The 18376-nt window shown below is 72.4% G+C and carries 17 protein-coding genes; 12 read left to right on the forward strand and 5 right to left on the reverse strand.

Annotated elements, in window-relative coordinates:
- Positions 1–134 precede the first annotated feature (134 nt).
- Positions 135–908 carry an MHYT domain-containing protein gene (locus tag ACZ5ON_RS13575; RefSeq protein WP_465590403.1) on the reverse strand — a complete coding sequence of 258 codons (774 nt, stop codon included), beginning with the start codon at positions 906–908 and terminating at the stop codon, positions 135–137.
- Between the two features lie 308 nt (positions 909–1216).
- Between ACZ5ON_RS13575 and ACZ5ON_RS13580 the strand changes: the two genes are divergently transcribed.
- The 7 genes from ACZ5ON_RS13580 to ACZ5ON_RS13610 all read left to right on the forward strand — a co-directional run bounded on the left by ACZ5ON_RS13580 (position 1217) and on the right by ACZ5ON_RS13610 (position 8539).
- Positions 1217–1942, forward strand: coding sequence for a WXG100-like domain-containing protein (locus ACZ5ON_RS13580; protein WP_465590406.1), 726 nt, complete (start codon positions 1217–1219; stop codon positions 1940–1942).
- The gene (locus ACZ5ON_RS13585; protein WP_465590409.1) at positions 1939–2940 is read left to right on the forward strand and encodes a nucleic acid/nucleotide deaminase domain-containing protein; all 1002 of its coding nucleotides are present in this window, start codon (positions 1939–1941) and stop codon (positions 2938–2940) included. The genes ACZ5ON_RS13580 and ACZ5ON_RS13585 overlap by 4 nt, the downstream gene beginning before the upstream one ends.
- Positions 2941–2971: 31 nt before the next feature.
- Positions 2972–3532 carry an SUKH-4 family immunity protein gene (locus tag ACZ5ON_RS13590; RefSeq protein WP_465590412.1) on the forward strand — a complete coding sequence of 187 codons (561 nt, stop codon included), beginning with the start codon at positions 2972–2974 and terminating at the stop codon, positions 3530–3532.
- 131 nt (positions 3533–3663) lie between these two features.
- Positions 3664–4500 (forward strand): nucleic acid/nucleotide deaminase domain-containing protein, encoded by an 837-nt coding sequence (locus tag ACZ5ON_RS13595; RefSeq protein WP_465590415.1) that lies wholly within the window; start codon positions 3664–3666, stop codon positions 4498–4500.
- Between the two features lie 33 nt (positions 4501–4533).
- Positions 4534–6354 (forward strand): serine/threonine-protein kinase, encoded by a 1821-nt coding sequence (locus tag ACZ5ON_RS13600; protein WP_465590417.1) that lies wholly within the window; start codon positions 4534–4536, stop codon positions 6352–6354.
- Positions 6355–6455: 101 nt separating this feature from the next.
- The gene (locus ACZ5ON_RS13605; protein ID WP_465590420.1) at positions 6456–6890 is read left to right on the forward strand and encodes a MarR family winged helix-turn-helix transcriptional regulator; all 435 of its coding nucleotides are present in this window, start codon (positions 6456–6458) and stop codon (positions 6888–6890) included.
- Between the two features lie 311 nt (positions 6891–7201).
- Positions 7202–8539 (forward strand): MFS transporter, encoded by a 1338-nt coding sequence (locus ACZ5ON_RS13610; protein ID WP_465590682.1) that lies wholly within the window; start codon positions 7202–7204, stop codon positions 8537–8539.
- A gap of 33 nt (positions 8540–8572) precedes the next feature.
- Here the strand turns inward: ACZ5ON_RS13610 and ACZ5ON_RS13615 are convergent, their stop codons facing one another.
- The gene (locus ACZ5ON_RS13615; protein WP_465590423.1) at positions 8573–9097 is read right to left on the reverse strand and encodes a GNAT family N-acetyltransferase; all 525 of its coding nucleotides are present in this window, start codon (positions 9095–9097) and stop codon (positions 8573–8575) included.
- 110 nt (positions 9098–9207) lie between these two features.
- Between ACZ5ON_RS13615 and thpR the strand changes: the two genes are divergently transcribed.
- Positions 9208–9804 carry an RNA 2',3'-cyclic phosphodiesterase gene (gene thpR / locus ACZ5ON_RS13620; RefSeq protein ID WP_465590427.1) on the forward strand — a complete coding sequence of 199 codons (597 nt, stop codon included), beginning with the start codon at positions 9208–9210 and terminating at the stop codon, positions 9802–9804.
- Between the two features lie 184 nt (positions 9805–9988).
- Here the strand turns inward: thpR and ACZ5ON_RS13625 are convergent, their stop codons facing one another.
- Positions 9989–11761, reverse strand: coding sequence for a glycoside hydrolase family 35 protein (locus ACZ5ON_RS13625; protein WP_465590430.1), 1773 nt, complete (start codon positions 11759–11761; stop codon positions 9989–9991).
- A 53-nt stretch (positions 11762–11814) separates the two neighbouring features.
- Here ACZ5ON_RS13625 and ACZ5ON_RS13630 point away from each other — a divergent pair, with 53 nt between their 5' ends.
- A complete protein-coding gene (locus ACZ5ON_RS13630; RefSeq protein ID WP_465590433.1) occupies positions 11815–11979 on the forward strand; it encodes a hypothetical protein in 165 nt (54 codons plus the stop codon).
- Between the two features lie 67 nt (positions 11980–12046).
- Here the strand turns inward: ACZ5ON_RS13630 and serC are convergent, their stop codons facing one another.
- Together serC and ACZ5ON_RS13640 are read right to left on the reverse strand one after the other, a co-directional pair.
- Positions 12047–13165 carry a phosphoserine transaminase gene (serC, locus tag ACZ5ON_RS13635; protein ID WP_465590436.1) on the reverse strand — a complete coding sequence of 373 codons (1119 nt, stop codon included), beginning with the start codon at positions 13163–13165 and terminating at the stop codon, positions 12047–12049.
- A gap of 142 nt (positions 13166–13307) precedes the next feature.
- Positions 13308–14408, reverse strand: a complete 1101-nt coding sequence (locus ACZ5ON_RS13640; RefSeq protein WP_465590439.1) for a citrate synthase 2 — start codon at positions 14406–14408, stop codon at positions 13308–13310.
- Positions 14409–14808: 400 nt separating this feature from the next.
- On the opposite strand from ACZ5ON_RS13640, the gene pdxH reads away from it, so the two are divergent.
- The 3 genes from pdxH to ACZ5ON_RS13655 all read left to right on the forward strand — a co-directional run bounded on the left by pdxH (position 14809) and on the right by ACZ5ON_RS13655 (position 18375).
- Positions 14809–15432: a pyridoxamine 5'-phosphate oxidase gene (gene pdxH / locus ACZ5ON_RS13645; RefSeq protein ID WP_465590685.1), complete on the forward strand. Its 624-nt coding sequence runs from the start codon at positions 14809–14811 to the stop codon at positions 15430–15432.
- A gap of 334 nt (positions 15433–15766) precedes the next feature.
- Positions 15767–15949 (forward strand): FxSxx-COOH cyclophane-containing RiPP peptide, encoded by a 183-nt coding sequence (fxsA, locus tag ACZ5ON_RS13650; RefSeq protein ID WP_344637836.1) that lies wholly within the window; start codon positions 15767–15769, stop codon positions 15947–15949.
- Positions 15950–15975: 26 nt separating this feature from the next.
- Positions 15976–18375: an FxsB family cyclophane-forming radical SAM/SPASM peptide maturase gene (locus tag ACZ5ON_RS13655; protein ID WP_465590444.1), complete on the forward strand. Its 2400-nt coding sequence runs from the start codon at positions 15976–15978 to the stop codon at positions 18373–18375.
- Position 18376: the final 1 nt, after the last annotated feature.

The following is an 18376-nucleotide window of genomic DNA, read 5'->3' on the forward strand; positions in this document are numbered from 1 at the left end:
GCACAACGAGGCAACGGGGTAATGCGGGCGCCCCCCCCCCCCCCCCTTCCCCCCCCCCCCCCCCCCCCCCCCCCCCCCCCACCCCGGCGTCGTCCTCCCGTGCCGCCGTTCACCGGCGCGGAAGCCGTACCGCGCTACCGGTGGAGCGGAGCGGCCCGGCCGGTGAGGACGGGTGGGCGCCGCGCGGCCTTGCTGGGGGCGACGGCGAAGGCGAGGGCGCTGGCGAAGACGTACGTGCCGAGGCCGACGGCGAGCGGGAAGATGAACTCCAGGGCGACCATGCCGCTGGCTGCGGAGCCCTCGCCCGGCTCGAGGTGCACCGAGACCGCCGCCATGCCGGTGTAGTGCATCGCGCAGACCGCCACGCCCATCACCGGGGCGGCGCCGGCCACGGCGAGCGTGCCCTGGATGTTCAGCGCGGCCCAGAGCGCGGCGGTGGCCGCGAGGACCGCGATGGCGACCGAGGCCCCGACCGTGACGGGGTTGTACGAGAGCGAGCCCGGCAGCCGCATCGCGGCCATGCCCAGGTAGTGCATCGCCGCGACCCCGAGCCCGGTGAACACGCCGCCCGCGAGCACGGCGCCGAACGGCCGCCTGCTGTAGCCGATGGTGAAGATGCCCGCACCGACCACCGCGACCGCCACGAGCAGGCTGAGCGCCGTCAGCGGTACGTCGTAGTGGATCTCGACGCCCGAGACGGTGAAGCCGAGCATGGCGATGAAGTGCATGCTCCAGATGCCGAGGCCCAGTGAGAACGAGGCGAACGTCAGCCAGTTGCGCTTGGTCCGGCCCGTGGTGATCAGGGCCCAGCGGGTGCTGCGCAGCGCCAGCAGGGAGCCGATACAGGCGACGGCGTACGAGACTGCCGGTGTCAGCCAGCCGTAGACCGCATGGTTGATGTGACCCAAGAGGACTCCCTGGATAGGGGGGGTTCATGCCGGTGCCGTTGTTTCTGACAGCGAGGCACAGTAGCCATGCCGCGAGATGTGGGCAAGACCCGCGGTTTCGGTGAACTCCCAGGTCAGCACGGGTACTTCACGATCAGCGCACGAGCGGCGCAGGAAGTTCCACCGGATTCCCAGGCTTGCTCCGTGAGATGGAGGCACCGGGGAGGAGACGTGTCGCGACGGCTGCCGTTCGCCGCGGCCTTCTTGATGACACGGGAGTTGGGGCTACGATCCGACTGTAGGAGAGCTGTCGGGGCGAGGGGTGAGTCATGGCCATCGAACTGCCTGGCGAGGTGGTCTCCTTACTGTCGTTCATCGGCATCAACTGGCCGACGGTGAACGAGGACAAGGTCCGTGAGTTCGCCTCGCACGTGCGGGAGTTCGCGGACAACATCGACTCGGCGCACCGGGATTCGACGGCGACGATCCAGCGGCTGGGCGAGGCGTACCAGGGGGCGTCGTACGAGGCGCTGCTGGCCAAATGGGGGCAGTTGTCCGGCAGTCACATGGACGAGCTGGTGCAGGCCTGTCACGTGGTGGCCACGGCGCTGGACGCGGCGGCCGAGGTGATCGTGGCGATGAAGGTCGAGACGATCGCCGAACTGGTGGTGATGGCCGCGGCGTTCGTGGCGGACCAGGCGGCTGCGGTGGCGACCTTCGGGCTGGCCGAGGCGGCGGTGGTCGCGATCGAGGCGGCCGCCCGGAAGCTGGTCAACTACCTGGAGCAGCAGCTGGAGCAGTACATCATCGGCCAGGTGATCGAGGCCGCCATCGATCCGCTGGTCGAGGTGGTGGGGCGGGCGGTCAGCGGGCTGGTGTTCCAGGCCGCCGAGTCGGCCCTGGGGGTCTCCGGCGGCGGCGCGGGCGGTTCGGGCTTCCGGATCGACCCGGCGGCGCTGGAGGAGCACGCGCGGATGATGCACGACCACGCGGAGACGGTGGCGGGGCACGCGCAGACGTTCCAGTCGCGGATCGCGGGAGTGAGCTTCGAGTGACCAACCAGGTGACCAAGGCCCTGGAGCACGGGGCGGAGAAGCTCGGCAAGACGCTGGCCGACGACGCCGGCAAGGCGGTCAAGGACTTCTACCGCTCGACCGGGGACAACCTGAAGAAGGTCGCCCACAACACCCGCGAGGCCGACGCCAAGCACGCCGGCGACCTGAAGCGGATGCTGGACGGCGAGCCGAAGAACCGGCCCCGCGCGCCTCATGAGCCCGCCGGGCCGAGCGGCTCACGCGGCGGTGGAGGCGGTGACGGCGGCGGACGCAAGAAGTACTTCGTCCATGACGACGGCAGGGTCCAGGAGATCCGGGGCGGCAAGCTGGTGGACCTGGACCCGAAGGACAAGTCCGGTGTCCACACCCTCCTCGACTCCTCGAGCGGGAAGGTCAAGGACCCGTCCGCGCAGGACATGGAGAAGAAGTACCACGCCCAGAAGAACCCGAAGAAGCCCGACGAGAAGGTGCACAGCGACAAGATCGACGACCCGACCGAACTCTCGCGGGCCGTGGAGGAGGCCCGGCGGGCCGAGTCCGACTACAAGGGCAAGAACTACGCGGCGCTCCGGTACAAGGACAAGGACGGCGAGTTCATCGTGGTGGGCCGGAGTGGTGACCTCCGCAGCCACTCCGAGCGGTCGATCGGAAAGCCCCTGCTCGGCGGCAAGGAGCAGAACGTCAAGGACCTCTACACGGAACGGGCGCCCTGTCAGAAGAACGCGAACTGCGAACGCTGGCTGGCCAGGCACTTCGAGCCGCACAACCCCGACCTCTCGGTCTCCCACGGCGTCGAGTACAACAACAGCATTCCCCAGAAGGACCGGGACTGGGCCCACAGGGCCTACGTCAAGCAGCTCAAGGACGACCACGACGCCGGCAACTACGGTGGCACGATGGGCAAGCACGACTTCGACGACCAGGGCGCGAAGGACAAGGCAGCCGCCGACGCCAGGCGGGCCGAGCGGCCCGCGAAGCGGGCCCGCAAGGGACAGTAGAGTCGACGCGGTGGATCGGGAGGAGTGACAGGTGCTGGTACAGGTCGACTGGCGGGCGATCGCGGAGGAGACGCCGGCGGGCGGTCTGCTCAGGCTGCGGCCGGACGCCGCCGCGCGGATCTTCCCGGACGAGGACGCCGCGCGCTTCGCCACCGAGTTCGGGATTCCGCACTCGGGCGGGCTCTTCCGGCTCCTCGCAGACCTGGCCGAAGGCGACCCGGCGTACCCGGACTGGGCCCTCGTCGAGCCGCTCGCGCCCGGACCGGTCGACACCCCGCACGGGAAGCTCCGGCAACTGGGCGAGCTGTACAAGGGGTACGTCTTCGTCCGGCTCTCCGACGGCACGATCTGGGTGTCCGATCCGGACTCGGAGACCGAGTACGAGCTGATCCACCAGGACCTGTCCTCGCTGAGCTACCTGGTGTACAAGGTCGCCGTGGAGCGGCCGGGCCCCGAGGAGGACCCGGATCCCTACGACTGGGCGGACGTCGAGGAGATCATCCGTGAGGACACGACCGCCTGGGACCGCCTGCCGTTCGAGAGCGGAGCACACTTCTGGGAGATGTACCTGGAGGACTACCCGATGCTCTGACGCCCGCCCCGGGAAGGGCCCGCGCCGGTGCCCGCGGCCGAGCCCGGCCCTTCGCACGAGGTCCCGCGCCCGGCGCCGGAGGCCGGGACGTGCCGGAACCACCGGGTGACCGAGAGATGGGGTATTGGCAGATGAGTGATGACCTGTCGGCCGCGCTGCTGGCGCACTTCGGCGAGCGGGGGCTGCACAGCCTGCCGGTCGCCCCGGCCGGGCCGCTGCGCAGTCCCGGGCTGCCGCTCCAGGTGGGCCCGTACTTCCGCTCGGCCGAGCCTTCGGAGCCGCTCTCGCTGGGTGAGTACGCGGCCGAGCGGGGGCTGGACGCCGGCCCGATGGCGGGTCAGTTGCGGATCGGGACCGACCGCGGTGCGCAGTTCTACTTCGCCCCGGACCGCTCCGTCAGGGCCGTGGTGCTCGGCACCGATCTGCCGGAACTGGCCGTCAACAGCGGCGTGGAGGCCTTCGCGGCCGGCCTGCTGCTGCTGGACGGGCAGCTGCCCGCGGTGAGCGACACCCAGGACGAGGAGGCGGCGCTGGCCGCGTACCGACAGCTGCGGCAGGGGTTGCTCGATCTCGACCCGGCGGCCTTCGAGGACCGGGAGGGCTGGTGGCCGCGGGTGCTGGACGACCTGCGCCGCCCGTTGAACATCGACTCCTCGGCGGCCTTCGAGTACGTCGACGAGCACGGCGAGAAGAAGATCGTCACCGGCGGCAGCGGCATCGGGACGGCCCACCCGGAGGAGCTCGTGTGGCACCGACTGCGAGCGGCGGGGGTCGAGCCGGAGCAGGTCACCCAGGTCTACTGCGAGCTGGAGCCGTGCCTGATGCCGGGGCACTACTGCGCGCTGTGGCTGGCGGAGACCTTCCCGGACGCGCGGTTCACACACAGCTTCGACTACGGGCAGACGGCGGAGTCCCGGGAGGAAGGGATCAAGGCGCTGATGATCAGTCTGGCGGAGCGGCACGGCTAGCACGGCCGTCCGGCCGGGAGGGGAAGCGAGGACATGGCGGAGAACGGACGGTGGGTGCCCCCGCTGGCGGCGGGGCGCCGGGCGGCCGGCCTGGCGCTGCTCGGCTGGCTTGAGGACCCGCGGGCACCGCGCCTGTGCCGCGTCTCCGGGCCGCCCGGCGCGGGGAAGTCGCATCTGCTGGCCTGGCTGGTGGCCGGCTGCACCACGGCCGGGACGCCGGGCGGACAGCGGATCCACGCGGTACTGCCCGCCGCCGGGGCGACCGTACGCAGCGCGGTCTGGACGCTCGGGCAGCAGCTCGGCGTGGTCGCGCACGGCGTCCGGCCCCTGCTGGAGGTACTGGCCGCCGACGACCGGCACACCGTCATCTGCGTACCCGAGCTGGACTCGGCGGCCGAGCCGGGGCGGCTGGTGACCGAACTGCTCGATCCGGTGCTGGAGTTGGCGCACGTGCGGCTGGTGGTGGAGGCGGCCACCGGCGGTGAGGCGGCCGGCGCCTTCGCGACGGTGGCGGAGTCGGCGGTACTGGAACTGGACGATCCGCGGTGGACGGACCGGGCGCGGTTCGACGCCTGGTGCGCCGAGGCTGGCGCGGACGCCGGCGGCTACCCCCTGCCGGGGCCTGCGCTCGGGCTCGCGCGGCCGCCGGCCCCGGCCGGCGCGAAGGAGCTGATCGCCCGGGTGCCCCGGGACGCCGACGGCGCGCTCGACCTGCGGGCGGCCGACCCCGACCTGCTCTCGGACGTCTGGACGGCCGCCGCCCGCGCGGGTGACCTCGGGCCGCTGACGGCGGATCCGCTGCTGTACGCGCTGGCCCGGCCGACGGCGGTGACGGCCGCGACCGAGGGGCGGGGGGACGAGATCGCCCTGGCCTGGGACGCCGCCGGCCCCGCCGTGATCGACGAAGGCGACCCCGGGACCAGGGCCGCCGTCCTGCGCACCCGGCTGCTGGGCGTGGACGCCGCCGCCGCGGCCGCGCTGGCGCCGCTGTCCGGCGCCTGGGCCGGGCGGTGGGCCCGGTGGCGCCGCACCGAGGGCTGGCCGGGCCCCGCGGTCGCCATGGCGCCGGGCGCGGCGAGTTACGTCTCGCAGTTGCTGGTCGCCGATGCGGGCGGTTCGGTGCGCGGTTACGACGCCGCCACCGGACGGCGGTCCGGCTCGGTGGTGGTGCCCGATCCGAGGCCGCTGCGCGCGCTGGCGGTGACGGCCGGCGGCACCGTCGTGCTGCTCGACCCGTGGGGCGGCACGGAGCTGGTGGTGCCGACCGAACCGCGGCCGGGCCTGGAACCGCACGCGCTGACCGAGGCGGTCGATCAGATCTCCTCGATCGCCGACGAGTTGACCGCGGTGGCGGCGATCGGCCTGCTCCCGAAGGCCGCACCGGCCTTCGGGGACGCGGCCGGCGAGGTGCACTGGTACCAGGACGGCGAGGTCGTCAGCGAGCGGCTCCACCACGGTGCGGTCACGGCGCTGGCGGCCACCGCGGTGGGCGACCGGGGGCTGGCGGAGCCGGAGATCCCGCTGCTGGTGAGCGGCGGTCTGGATGGAGCCGTACGGCTCTGGGGCCCGTACTCCGCTCCGCTGGCCGAGCCCTGTGACCGGCGCGACTGCCCGGTCACGGCGGTGGCCGTCGGCTCGACGGCGGCGGGCCCGCTGGTGGGCGCGGCCTGGGCCGACGGGCTGGTCCGAGTGCGCGGCCTGGGCCCGGGCGGCGAGGTGCACGAGCTGCGGCTGGGTTCGGAGATCTGGTCGATGGCGCTGATCGGCACCCTGCTGGCGCTGGGGATGCCGGACGGCGTGGCCGCGGTCGACCTGCGCGCCCGGGCCTCCGCTGCTGGCGCGGGGAGCCGCTGACCGCGCGGCGGTGCGCCCGGGTGGCCGGGGCGCCCGGTGCGGCCGGTGGTTCGCGCCGTTATCAATTTTCGTTAGCGAGAGTAATGACGTAGTCTAAGGACATGCCCGAGATGTCCGAGGAGGACCTCGCAGCTGTCAGCCAGCTGAGGTCCTCCGCGATGCGCCTTGCCCGACGACTGCGACACCAGCGTGTCGAGGAGTCGCTGAGCCCCACCGAGATGGGGGTGCTCGGCACCCTGGGGCGGTGCGGCAAGGCCACGCCCGGTGAGCTGGCCCGCAAGGAGCACGTCCAGCCGCCGTCGATGACCCGGATCATCGCGATGCTGGAGGAGAAGGGGCTGGTCCGGCGCGAGCCGCACCCCGAGGACCGCAGGCAGGTGGTCGTCAGCAGCACCGAGCAGGCCGACGAGATCCTCGCCGAGAGCCGCCGCCGCCGCAACACCTGGCTGGCCGAACTGGCCCAGGGGCTCAGCGAGGAGGAGTGGGCGGTACTCAAGGAGGCCGCGCCGGTGCTCTACAAGCTGGCCCACCTCTGAGCAAGTAGGTCCACTACTAGGCAAGTCAGCCCACGACAGCCGCATCGACACATCGGGTCCGGAAGAAGGAGCACCGCATCACCGCAGGACCAGAACCTGACACCAGCCGCGCAGCGACCGCCCTGCAGATCGCCGCGCACCGAGGGGAGACCACCGTGACACCGCCGGCCGCCGCCAGCGCCGCCGCCATCCGAACCGACGACTCCACCACCGACCAGGCAGCCGCTGCTGCCACCGCCGAGAGCCCGGCGCCCGTGCCCGTGGGCCTGCCCGGCAGCGGCGACGACGACCCCGAGGAACGCACCGCGGCGGTGCCCACCGCCGCGCCGAGCCCCACCGGGGCGAGTTTCACCCGGCCCGGAGGGATGTTCTCCTCCCTGCGGATCCGCAACTACCGCTACTACTTCGCCGGCCAGGTGGTCTCCAACACCGGCACCTGGATGCAGCGCATCGCCCAGGACTGGCTGGTGCTGAGCCTGACCAACAGCCCGTTCGCGGTCGGGGTGACCACCGCGATGCAGTTCCTGCCGATGCTGCTGTTCGGCATCTACGGCGGCGTGCTCGCCGACCGGATGCCCAAGCGGCGCCTGCTGGTCGTGACCCAGGGCATGATGGGCCTGCTGGCCGCCGGCCTCGCCGTGATGACCGTCACCGGTGCCGTCACGGAGTACTACGTCTACGCCTTCGCGCTGCTGCTCGGCCTGGTGACCGTGGTGGACAACCCGACCAGGCAGGCCTTCGTGAGCGAGATGGTCGGCCCCAAGGACCTGGCCAACGCGGTCAGCCTGAACGCCGCCAACTTCCAGACCGCGCGGCTGGTCGGCCCGGCGGTGGCCGGTCTGCTGATCGCCGCCGTGGGCAGCGGCTGGGCCTTCGCGGTCAACGCGCTGTCCTTCGCCGCCGTGATCGGCGGTCTGCTGGCGATGCGCAGCAGCGAGCTGCGTCCGGTCGACCCGATCGCTCGTGAGAAGGGCCAACTCCGGGATGGGCTCCGGTATGTGAAGGAGCGTCCGGAACTGCTCTGGCCGATGGTGCTGGCCGGGTTCATCGGCACCTTCGGGTTCAACTTCGCGACCGTGCTGTCGGGTTTCGCGTACGACGTCTTCAGGGTCGGCGCGGGTGAGTACGGTCTGCTGAACACCGGGATGGCGGCCGGTTCGCTGGTCGGCGCGCTGCTTGCCGCGCGGCGCGGTGCGCCCCGGCTGCGGCGGCTGGTCGCGGCCGCGCTGGCCTTCGGCGCGCTGGAGGTACTGGCCGCCTTCGCGCCCGGGTACTGGACCTTCGCGGCGCTGCTGCCGCTGATCGGCGTCTTCGGCCTCACCTTCAACACCTCGGTGAACTCGATGCTCCAGCTCTCCACCGACCCCGAGATGCGGGGCCGGGTGATGGGCCTGCTGGTGCTGGTGTTCACCGGCGGCACGCCGATCGGCGCTCCGCTGGTGGGCTGGGTCACCGATGCGTACGGGCCCCGGCTGGGCCTGCTGGCCTGCGGTGTGGTGTCGGCCCTGGCCGCTGCCGCGGTCGGCCTGGTGCTGGCCCGGGTCGCCGACCTGCGGGTGCGGGTCGACCTGCACCCGGGCCGCGGTGGACGGGTCGTCGCCGTGGTGCCGCGCGCCATCCCCGAGCGGCGGCTGGTGGCCGCCTGCTGACGCACCGTCGGAGTCGGTGGCCCCTGCCGCCGGTCAGAGCCTGATCTCCAGGATCTGGCCGCGCCAGGGGCCGTTCGGCTGTTCCACCTCGAAGGCGTCGGTGGGCGTGAAGCCCAACTTCAGGTACTGACCGACCAGTCGGCGGTCCCCGCCGGCGTAGCAGTCCACCCGCACCAGGGCGATGCCCCGGCGGCGGGCCTCCTCCAGCGCGTCCGCCACCAGCGCAGCACCGATCCCCGAGCCCTTGCGGCCGCGGTCGGTGACCAGGTTGCGGATGTACAGCTCGCGCTCCTCGACCACGGTGGCGTAGTCGGTGGCCTGTTCGGAGAGCACGCAGGCGCCGACCATGGTGCCGTCCTCGGCCTCGGCGATCCGGAGCAGGAAGGTGTCGGCGTCGCCCGCGTAGGAGCGCACGCGCTCGACCGCGGCGGGACGGCTGGACCACGGCTGGTCGCCCCACTGCCCGGTCCGGCCGAGCGAGGCCAGCCAGGCCACCGCGCCGTCGAGCAGCCCGAGGACGCCGATCAGGTCGTCGGGGCCGCCGGTACGAATCCTCATGGACACGGTTCTACCGGTTCAAGGCCGTTCAGCGGAAGGGTTTTGCGACCGGCGCCGCGGAGCGGGGGTGTCGGCGCGGGGAGCGCGGGTCCAGCGGGGAGGATGGGGCCATGAGGCTCTTTGTGGCGGTGGATCCGCCTGCGACGGCGATGCAGGAACTTGTTGACGCCGTGGCGCCGTTGCGGGAGATGCCGGGCGCCGAGCGGTTGCGCTGGACGGGCGTGGAGGGCTGGCACCTCACCCTGGCCTTCCTCGGCGAGGTTCCGGTGACGGAGGTCGAGCGGCTGGAGGAGGTGCTCGCGGGCGCGGCGGCCGTGAACGGCGCGCACCGGCTGCGGCTCGCCGGTGGCGGACACTTCGGCGACCGGGTGCTGTGGGTCGGGGTGGACGGCGAGACCTGGGCGCTGCGGCGGCTCGCGGACTCCGTCCGGGAGGGGATCAAGGAGCTCGGATTCGAGGCCGACGAGCGGGGCTTCCACCCGCATCTGACGCTGGCCCGGGCCGGCTCCGGCCACGGGCACAGCCGGGCGGTCCGGCGGTCCGCGCCCGGGGAGCTGCAGGGCATGGCGGCAGCGCTGGAGGGGTTCCGGGGGAGCGAGTGGGAGGCCGCCGAGCTGCGACTGATGCGCAGTACCATCGGCTACGGGCCGGCCAGGTACGAGCAGCTGCGGGCCTGGCCGCTCGCACGCTGGGAGGCCTCCTCGTAGGTCCCTCCGGGCCGGCCCCGGGCCTTGCCCGTCACGGCGCCCCCCGGAGGAGGTTCCCGAAGGACAAGCCGCACGGTCTCGGCCGTGGTGGAACGTCCGCCCGTCGGCGCCGCCGGAGACCGACCGGACCTCGTGGATCCGCGGTCTTGGTCCGTGGCTCGAGGGACTTGATGCTGCCGGGTGCCTATGACGCCCCCGCCCCGATCGACGGCCCGGTGCGCAGCTCGACGAACTGCGGCTCGGCGTCGCCGAGTTCGAGCAGGACGAGTTCGTTGCGGCCGGTCCGCAGCAGCGGCTGGGGGCAGAACAGGGTCTGCTGCGGCCCGGTGGCGTCGTAGCGGCCGAGCAGGAAGCCGTTGACCCAGAGGTAGCCGCGCCGTCCACCGGTCACGGCCAGATAGGTGTCACCGGTCGCGTCCAGGGCCAGTACGCCCCGGGCGAGTTGGAGACCCCCGTCCCCGGTGACGAGTTCGGGTAGCGGTGCGTCCAGGTCGAAGACCTCGGCCCGGCAGCCGTGCAGGTACTGCCGTTCGTGCCGTACCCCGCCGGTGATGCCCTTGGGCTCCCCGCCGTGCGGGCCGTAGTTGACCCGGCCGAGCGAGTCCACCAGCAGTTCGACCAGCGCCCCGCCCGCCACCTCCACCGGCTCTCCGGCCACTGAGCGGGCCAGCTCGGCGACCCGCTCCCCGTCCACCAGCAGCACCGCCCGGTCGTGCAGCCCCTCGACCGTCAGTGGGAGGCAGGGCCGCCGCTCGGGCACCCGGAAGGTGTACCTGACCAGCCCGTGCTCGATCCCCAGTTCCTCGAAGGACGGCGGGACGGCGGACTCCACCGGCGCTCCGAACGGGACCGGCGCCCGCTCGGTCAGTTCGACCGCCGCGGGGCCCAGCAGTCCGGGCAGCTCGGGCAGCCGCGGAGTGATCCCGGAACGGAACCGGGCCTGTTCGGGATGGAGCGCCGCGAACTCGGCCAGCACCGAGCGGAACAGCTCGTACTTGGCGGTCGGCGCCCCGCGTTCGTCCAGCGGTGCGTCGTAGTCGTACGAGGTGGTGACCGGTCGGTACGGCGAGTGCGTCCAGTCGGTGGAGTTGAACGGCGGGTCGGCGTGGTTGGCCCCGGCGCCGGTGCCGAAGTTGGTGCCGCCGTGCGCCATGTAGAGGTTGACCGAGGCGCCCGCGGCGAGGATGCGCCGCAGCGTTTCTGCGGCGTCGGCGGCGTCCCTGGTGTGGTGCGGCTTGCCCCAGTGGTCGAACCAGCCGTTCCAGTACTCCATGCAGAACGGCGGGTCCTGCGGCCGGTGCCGGCGCAGTACCTCGAAGGCCGCCTCGGGTGCGGAGCCGAAGTTCACGGTGGCGAGCACCCCGGGCAGGGTGCCCCCGGTGAGCATGTGGTCCTCGGGGCCGTCCGAGGTGAACAGCGGCACGGTGACCCCCCGCCGCCGCAGCCCGTCGGCCAGGTGCTGCAGGTAGCCGGCGTCGCTGCCGTAGGAGCCGTACTCGTTCTCCACCTGCACCATGAGCACATTGCCGCCCGCGTCCACCTGCCGCGCCGCCACCGCGGGCAACACGGCGTCGAAGTAGCGGTCCACGGCGGCGAGATAGGCCGGGTCGCTGGTCCTGGCCCGCCGTCCGACCCGGGAGGTGAGCCAGCCGGGCAGGCCGCCGTTGTCCCACTCGGCGCAGATGTACGGCCCGGGCCGGACGATCGCCCAGAGCCCCTGCCGGTCAGCCTCGTCCAGGAAGCCGGCCAGCTCGGCCAGCCGCCGGAACTCGCCGGGCCTGGGCTCGTGCAGGTTCCACGGGACGTACGTCTCGACCGTGTTGAGCCCCATCGCACGCAGTGCCGCCAGCCGCTGGGGCCACTGCTCGGGGCGGGTGCGGAAGTAGTGCAGGGCGCCGGAGAGGATCCGCAGCGGGCGGCCGCCGAGCCGGAAGCCCTCGGAGTCGTAGGTGAGCATGCGCCCAGCCTGCGGGAGCGGCGGGCCGGACGCCACGGGCCCGGCCGCGGGGCGTGTCGGACCGCCGGGCCGCGGTGCGCGGTGCGGGGGAGTGCCGAGGTCCGCGCGGCCACCCGGTAACCTCGGTGGACGTGGACCCCAAGACTCGTATGCGGATCGTGTCCGGCGCGCTCGTACTGCTGCTGGCAGTGGTGCTGATCAGCTCACTCGCCAAGTGATCACAGCGGTTCCCGCGGGGCGGCCGGGCCCGTTCCCGGTACCCGGGCCGCCCCTGCCCGGTTCCGGCTACAGGTTGTCCACCACGTAGTCGATGCAGGCGGTGAGGGCCTGGACGTCGGCGGGGTCGATGGCGGGGAACATCGCGATGCGCAGCTGGTTGCGGCCCAGCTTGCGGTACGGCTCGGTGTCCACGATGCCGTTGGCGCGCAGTGCCTTGGCGATCGCCGCGGCGTCGATCGACTCGTCGAAGTCGATGGTGCCGACCACCTGCGAGCGCTCCTCGGGCCTGGCCACGAAGGGTTGCGCGAAGGAGGACCGCTCGGCCCAGCCGTACAGGATCGAGGAGGACTCGGCGGTCCGCTTGACCGCCCAGTCCAGTCCGCCCTGGCCGTTCAGCCAGTCCAGCTGCTCGGCCAGCAGGAAGAGGGTGGAGATCGACGGGGTGTTGTAGGTCTGGTCCTTCGAGGAGTTGTCGATCGCGGTCGGCAGGTCGAAGAACGGCGGGACGTACCGGCCGGAGGCGGCGATCTCGGCGGCGCGCTCCAGCGCGGCCGGGGAGAAGGTGGCCAGCCAGAGCCCGCCCTCGGAGGCGAAGGACTTCTGCGGCGCGAAGTAGTAGACGTCGGTCTCGGTGATGTCGACCGGCAGGCCACCGGCGCCCGAGGTGGCGTCCACCAGGACCAGCGAGCCCTCGTCCGCGCCCGCCGGGCGTCGGATCGGCATGGCGACACCGGTCGAGGTCTCGTTGTGGGTGAGCGCGTAGACGTCCACGCCCGCCTCGGCGGACGGCAGCGGGTGGGTGCCCGGCTCGGTCTTGATCACCGACGGCTCGGCCAGCCACGGCGCGGCCTTCACCGAAGCGGCGAACTTGGACGAGAACTCACCGAAGTTGAGGTGCTGGGACTTCTCGCGCACCAGCCCGAAGGCCGCGACGTCCCAGAACGCGGTGGAGCCGCCGTTGCCGAGCACGACCTGGTACCCCTCGGGGAGGGAGAACAGGCTGCTCACGCCCTCGCGGACGCGCTTGACCAGGTTCTTGACCGGGGCCTGGCGGTGCGAGGTGCCCAGCAGCGAGGTCCCGGTGGCGGCGAGGGCACTCAGGGCCTCGGGACGCACCTTGGACGGGCCGCAGCCGAAGCGGCCGTCAGCGGGCAGATTGTCGGTGGGGATCTGGATCTGAGCCACGGGCGCAGCCTAGTGCCCCGGGTCGCGCGCGCGGGAGCTTCGTCCGCCCGCTGAGATGTGATCTTTTCCCAAGCGGGCGGGCCGGGAAGGTACTTCCCGGCCCGCCCGAAAGAGTGATACGGCGTCAGGGCGCCGGCCGCTCTCAGTGGGAGATCGCGTCCCAGCCCTCGACCTCCTGCGGGCTGCGCGGGCCGGGGCCCACATAGCGCGCGGAGGGGCGTACGAGGCGTCCGGTGCGCTTCTGCTCCAGGATGTGCGCCGACCAGCCGGCGGTACGGGCACAGGTGAACATCGAGGTGAACATGTGCGCCGGGACCTCGGCGAAGTCCAGCATGATCGCGGCCCAGAACTCGACGTTGGTGGCCAGCACGCGGTCGGGGCGACGGTTGTGCAGCTCCTCCAGCGCGGCCTTCTCCAGGGCCTCGGCGATCTCGAAGCGCGGCGCGCCGAGCTCCTCGGCGGTACGGCGCAGCACCCGGGCACGCGGGTCCTCGGCGCGGTAGACGCGGTGGCCGAAGCCCATCAGGCGCTCGCCCTTGTCGAGGGCCTTCTTCACGTAGCCGACGGCGTCGCCGGTGCGCTCGATCTCCTCGATCATGTGCAGCACGCGGGAGGGCGCGCCGCCGTGCAGCGGTCCGGACATCGCGCCGACGGCGCCCGACAGGGCCGCCGCCACATCCGCGCCGGTCGAGGCGATGACCCGGGCGGTGAAGGTGGAGGCGTTCATGCCGTGCTCGGCGGCCGAGGTCCAGTACGCGTCGACGGCCTTGACGTGCTTGGGGTCCGGCTCGCCCCGCCAGCGGATCATGAACCGCTCGACCACGGTCTCGGCCTTGTCGATCTCGCGCTGCGGGACCATCGGCAGGCCCTGGCCGCGCGCGGACTGCGCGACGTACGAGAGCGCCATGACCGCGGCGCGGGCGAGGTCGTCGCGGGCCTGCTCGGCGGAGATGTCCAGCAGCGGCTTGAGGCCCCACACCGGCGCGAGCATGGCGAGGGCGGACTGCACGTCGACCCGGATGTCACCGGAGTGCACCGGGATCGGGAACGGCTCGGCCGCGGGCAGGCCCGGGTTGAACTTGCCGTCCACCAGCAGGCCCCAGACGTGACCGAAGGAGACATGACCGACCAGGTCGTCGATGTCCACGCCTCGGTAGCGCAGCGCGCCGCCTTCACGGTCGGGCTCGGCGATCTCGCTCTCGAAGGCGACTACTCCCTCAAGCCCGGGTACGAAATCGGACATCAGCGGCTCCTTCAGTGATCCGGTCCGGCGGGCGCCATGGTGGGGCGGCCCCGTCGGGTGACCGATGGTGGTTGGCACTCGGTGCCAGCGTGGCAGGCACGGAGTGCATTGCGCCATACACCACCATGGTGATGTTTCCCCTTGCGTCACATCCAATCCGGTGCCGAGGCCCGGGTTGGGGGTGGATATCCCTGATAAAACCCGACAATTCCGGACATAATCCTTGGCTGGCGGGCGGTGGCGCGTCGGCGAGTCACGGCATCTCCCGCTCAGGTTTCCCGGGACGTAGCGGTACCCGACGCTTGTCGTACGGGATGATGTTGGCGTGCCTACCGCGGAACGCCACCCGACACCCCTGACCACGCCGACCGAGGACCGGCCGGGTCCGGACCTGACCGTGATGCGCAAGCATTACCAGCACGAGGGCCTGGTCGAGGAGCAGCTCGCGGCCGACCCGGTCGCCCAGTTCACCCGCTGGTTCCACGAGGCCGACGAGGCCGGCGTGGTCGAGCCGAACGCCATGGTGCTCTCCACCGCCGACGCCGAGGGCCGGCCGAGCTCGCGCACCGTCCTGCTGAAGGGCTACGACCGGCGCGGTTTCGTCTTCTACACCAACTACGGCTCGCAGAAGGGGAGTGAACTGTCCGTCAATCCCCATGCGGCACTGCTTTTCCCGTGGATCGCGATCGCCCGCCAGGTGCTGATCACCGGCCGGGTGGAGAAGGTCGGCCGGGACGAGACGGCGGCCTACTTCCGTACCAGGCCGCACGGTTCGCAGCTCGGGGCCTGGGCGAGCGAGCAGTCCAGCCCGGTGAGCAGCCGGGAGGTGCTGGAGCAGCGCTACGCCGAGCTCGAGCGCCGCTACCCGGAGGGCGAGGGTGTGCCGGTGCCGCCGTTCTGGGGCGGGTACCGGGTGGTCCCCGAGCGGGTGGAGTTCTGGCAGGGCCGGGAGAACCGGTTGCACGACCGGCTGCGCTATGTCGCCGAGGGCGGTGGCTGGCGGGTCGAGCGGCTCTGCCCGTAGCGGATCGCGGGGCGCCGGATCGCGCGGCCGGTCTACGCTGGTTGCAGTAGTCGGCGCTCCGCCGAAGCGACGGATTCAGTCGCACGAACGGGTGTTTCTCCCGGTTCCCCCCATAGGCTCCTGGTTCGGCGGCCCGGACTGCGGCTGTAGCTGATGCCATCAGTCGCAGTAACGCGATTCGCTCAACATGCTGAACCAACTCACTCGGACGGGTTAATAACGGGGAAACCGCAGTCACCTCTCGGGATACTCGCCGTTGGGTGGACCAGGGCGAGGGGAGGTCTTGTGTTTGACCCAATCCCTCACCGTTCCACTCGCAGAAACGAGACATCTCATGGTCGCCGCACTCGTCACCGGACCAGCTGATCGCGAAGCCGTCGAGGAGCCAGCCCCACGGGCCTCGCTCGCCTCACTCGCCGCTCTGGGCACCGATACCCTCACCGCCGACCTGCACCGGGTGCTGCCGGGCGCGGATTCCGGCCGGCTCGCCGTGGCGGCCTTCAACTCCTCTATCTGACGGGCTGATACGGCCGGCAGACGCTGATGTCCCCCTTGACGGTCCCGTTCTCGCAGTTCGTCCTCAAAGTGCACAGCAGGTGCGATCTCGCCTGTGACCACTGCTACGTGTACGAGCACGCCGACACCAGCTGGCGCGGCAAGCCCCGCGCGGTCTCCGAGCGAGTGCTGGTCGCGGCGGCCGAGCGGATCGCCGAACACGCCAGGGCGCACCGTCTGCCGGCTGTCCACGTGGTGCTCCACGGCGGTGAGCCCCTGCTGGCGGGCCCCGTACTGCTGCGCCGGGCCGCCGAGGAACTCCGCCGGGCCCTCCCGGCCGGATGCGCCCTGGACCTGCGGATCCACACCAACGGCGTGCTGCTCAGCCGGGCCTTCTGTGACCTCTTCGCCGAGTTGGAGATCAAGATCGGGATCTCGCTCGACGGCGACCGCGAGGCCAACGACCGGCACCGCCGCTTCGCCGACGGGCGCAGCAGCCACGCCAAGGTGCTGGCCGCGATCGGGCTGCTGCGGCTCCCCGAGTACCGGCACCTGTACGCCGGGCTGCTCTGCACCATCGACGTGGAGAACGATCCGGTCGCCGTCTACGACGCGCTGGTCGCCCTCGAACCGCCCCGGATCGACTTCCTGCTCCCGCACGCCACCTGGGACCAGCCGCCGAAGCGGCCGGACGGCGCGGGCCAGACGCCCTACGCGGATTGGCTGATGGCCGTCTACGACCGCTGGACGAGTCAGGGCCGTCCGGTGCCCGTCCGCACCTTCGACTCCGTGCACCGTACCCTGCGCGGGCAGTCCAGCCTCACCGAGTCGCTCGGGCTCGACCCGGCCGACCTGGTGGTGATCGAGACCGACGGCACCCTGGAGCAGGCGGACAGCCTGAAGACCGCCTACGACGGCGCCCCGGCCACCGGATTCGACCTCTTCGAGCACAGCCTGGACGAGGTGGCCGCCCACCCGCGGATGGTGGAACGGCAGTCGGGGCTGGCCGGGTTGTGCGAGGAGTGCCGCTCCTGTCCCGTCGTCCGCTCCTGCGGCGGTGGCCTGTACGCCCACCGCTACCGCGGTGGACGGGACTTCGACAATCCCTCCGTCTTCTGCGGGGACCTGATGAGACTGATCACCACCATCCGGGACCGGGTGGTCACCCGCGCCGCCGTCCCCGCCCAGGTCGCACCGGTCGAACCCGCGCTCACCGAGCGCCAGTTGGACGAACTCGCCCGGGGGCACGGCAGCGCGCCGACCGTGGCGGCGCTGGCCGCGGCCCAGCTCGGCGTCACCCGGCGGCTGCTGGCGGCACTGGCCGGCGAGCCGGCCGAACCCTGGTCGCTGCTCACCGAGCTGGACGCCAGCGCGCCCGAGGCGCTGGACGCGGTGCTCGCCCACCCCTATGTCCGGGCTTGGGCGGTGCGCTGCCTGAGCGGCGGGCCGGGCGCCGATCTCGGCACGCTGGCCGAGGTCGCCGCGGCGGCCGCGCTGCGGGCCGGTCTGGACTTCGAGTTGCCGGTGCCGGTGCGGGGCGGCGCTGTCCACCTGCCGACGCTGGGCCGGGTGCTCACCGTCGGCGCGGGCCAGGCCGAACTGCACGGCAACGCCGACGGGTTCACCGTGCGCGGGGTCAGGGTCGGCTGGGACACGGCGAGCGGCGAGCAGTGGCAGCCGGTCCGGCGGCTCGCACTGGCGGGCGGCTGGACGGTCGCACTGGAGGACACCGACCCGCAGCGCGACTGTCACCAGTGGCCGGTCGAGGACCGCCTGGGCGAGGACGAACTGCAGAACTGGGCAGGCGCGTTGCGCGAGGCCTGGGAGCTGATCCTGCGAGACCTGCCCGGCCACGCGGCCGGAGTCCGGGTCGGGCTCGGCACCGTCACCCCGCTCCGTCCGGGGCCGGCCGGGCGGGACGTCAGTGCGGCGGCCCGGCAGGCGTTCGGCACCGTCGGCATCGCCAGGCCCGCCACCGCGCCCACCCTGGCACTGCTGATCACGCATGAGTTCCAGCACGTCAAGCTGGGTGCGGTACTGGACTTCCACGACCTGTACGACCCGGAGGACCAAAGCCGCTACTACGCGCCCTGGCGGCCGGACCCGCGCCCGCTGGAGGGGCTGCTGCAGGGCACGTACGCGCACCTGGCCGTCTCCGAGTACTGGGCGAGCAGGGTCCGGGCCTACGACGGGCTGCCGGGCGAACTGGCCGACCACGCGCGGGTGGAGCTGGCGACCTGGCGGGCGCACACCGCGCAGGCCCTGGACACGCTGGCCGGCTCCGGCGCGCTGACGGCGCTCGGGGCGCGCTTCGTCGAGGGAATGCGCGCCGGGCTCGAACCCTGGCTGCGACTGCCGCTCCCGGCGGAGTCCGAGAGCGCCGCGCGCCGGGCGGCCGAGCGCAACCTCGCCGAGTGGCGGGCCCGCGCCGCGCTGACCGGCTCCTGAG

This window comes from Kitasatospora sp. NPDC032150, assembly GCF_055579945.1.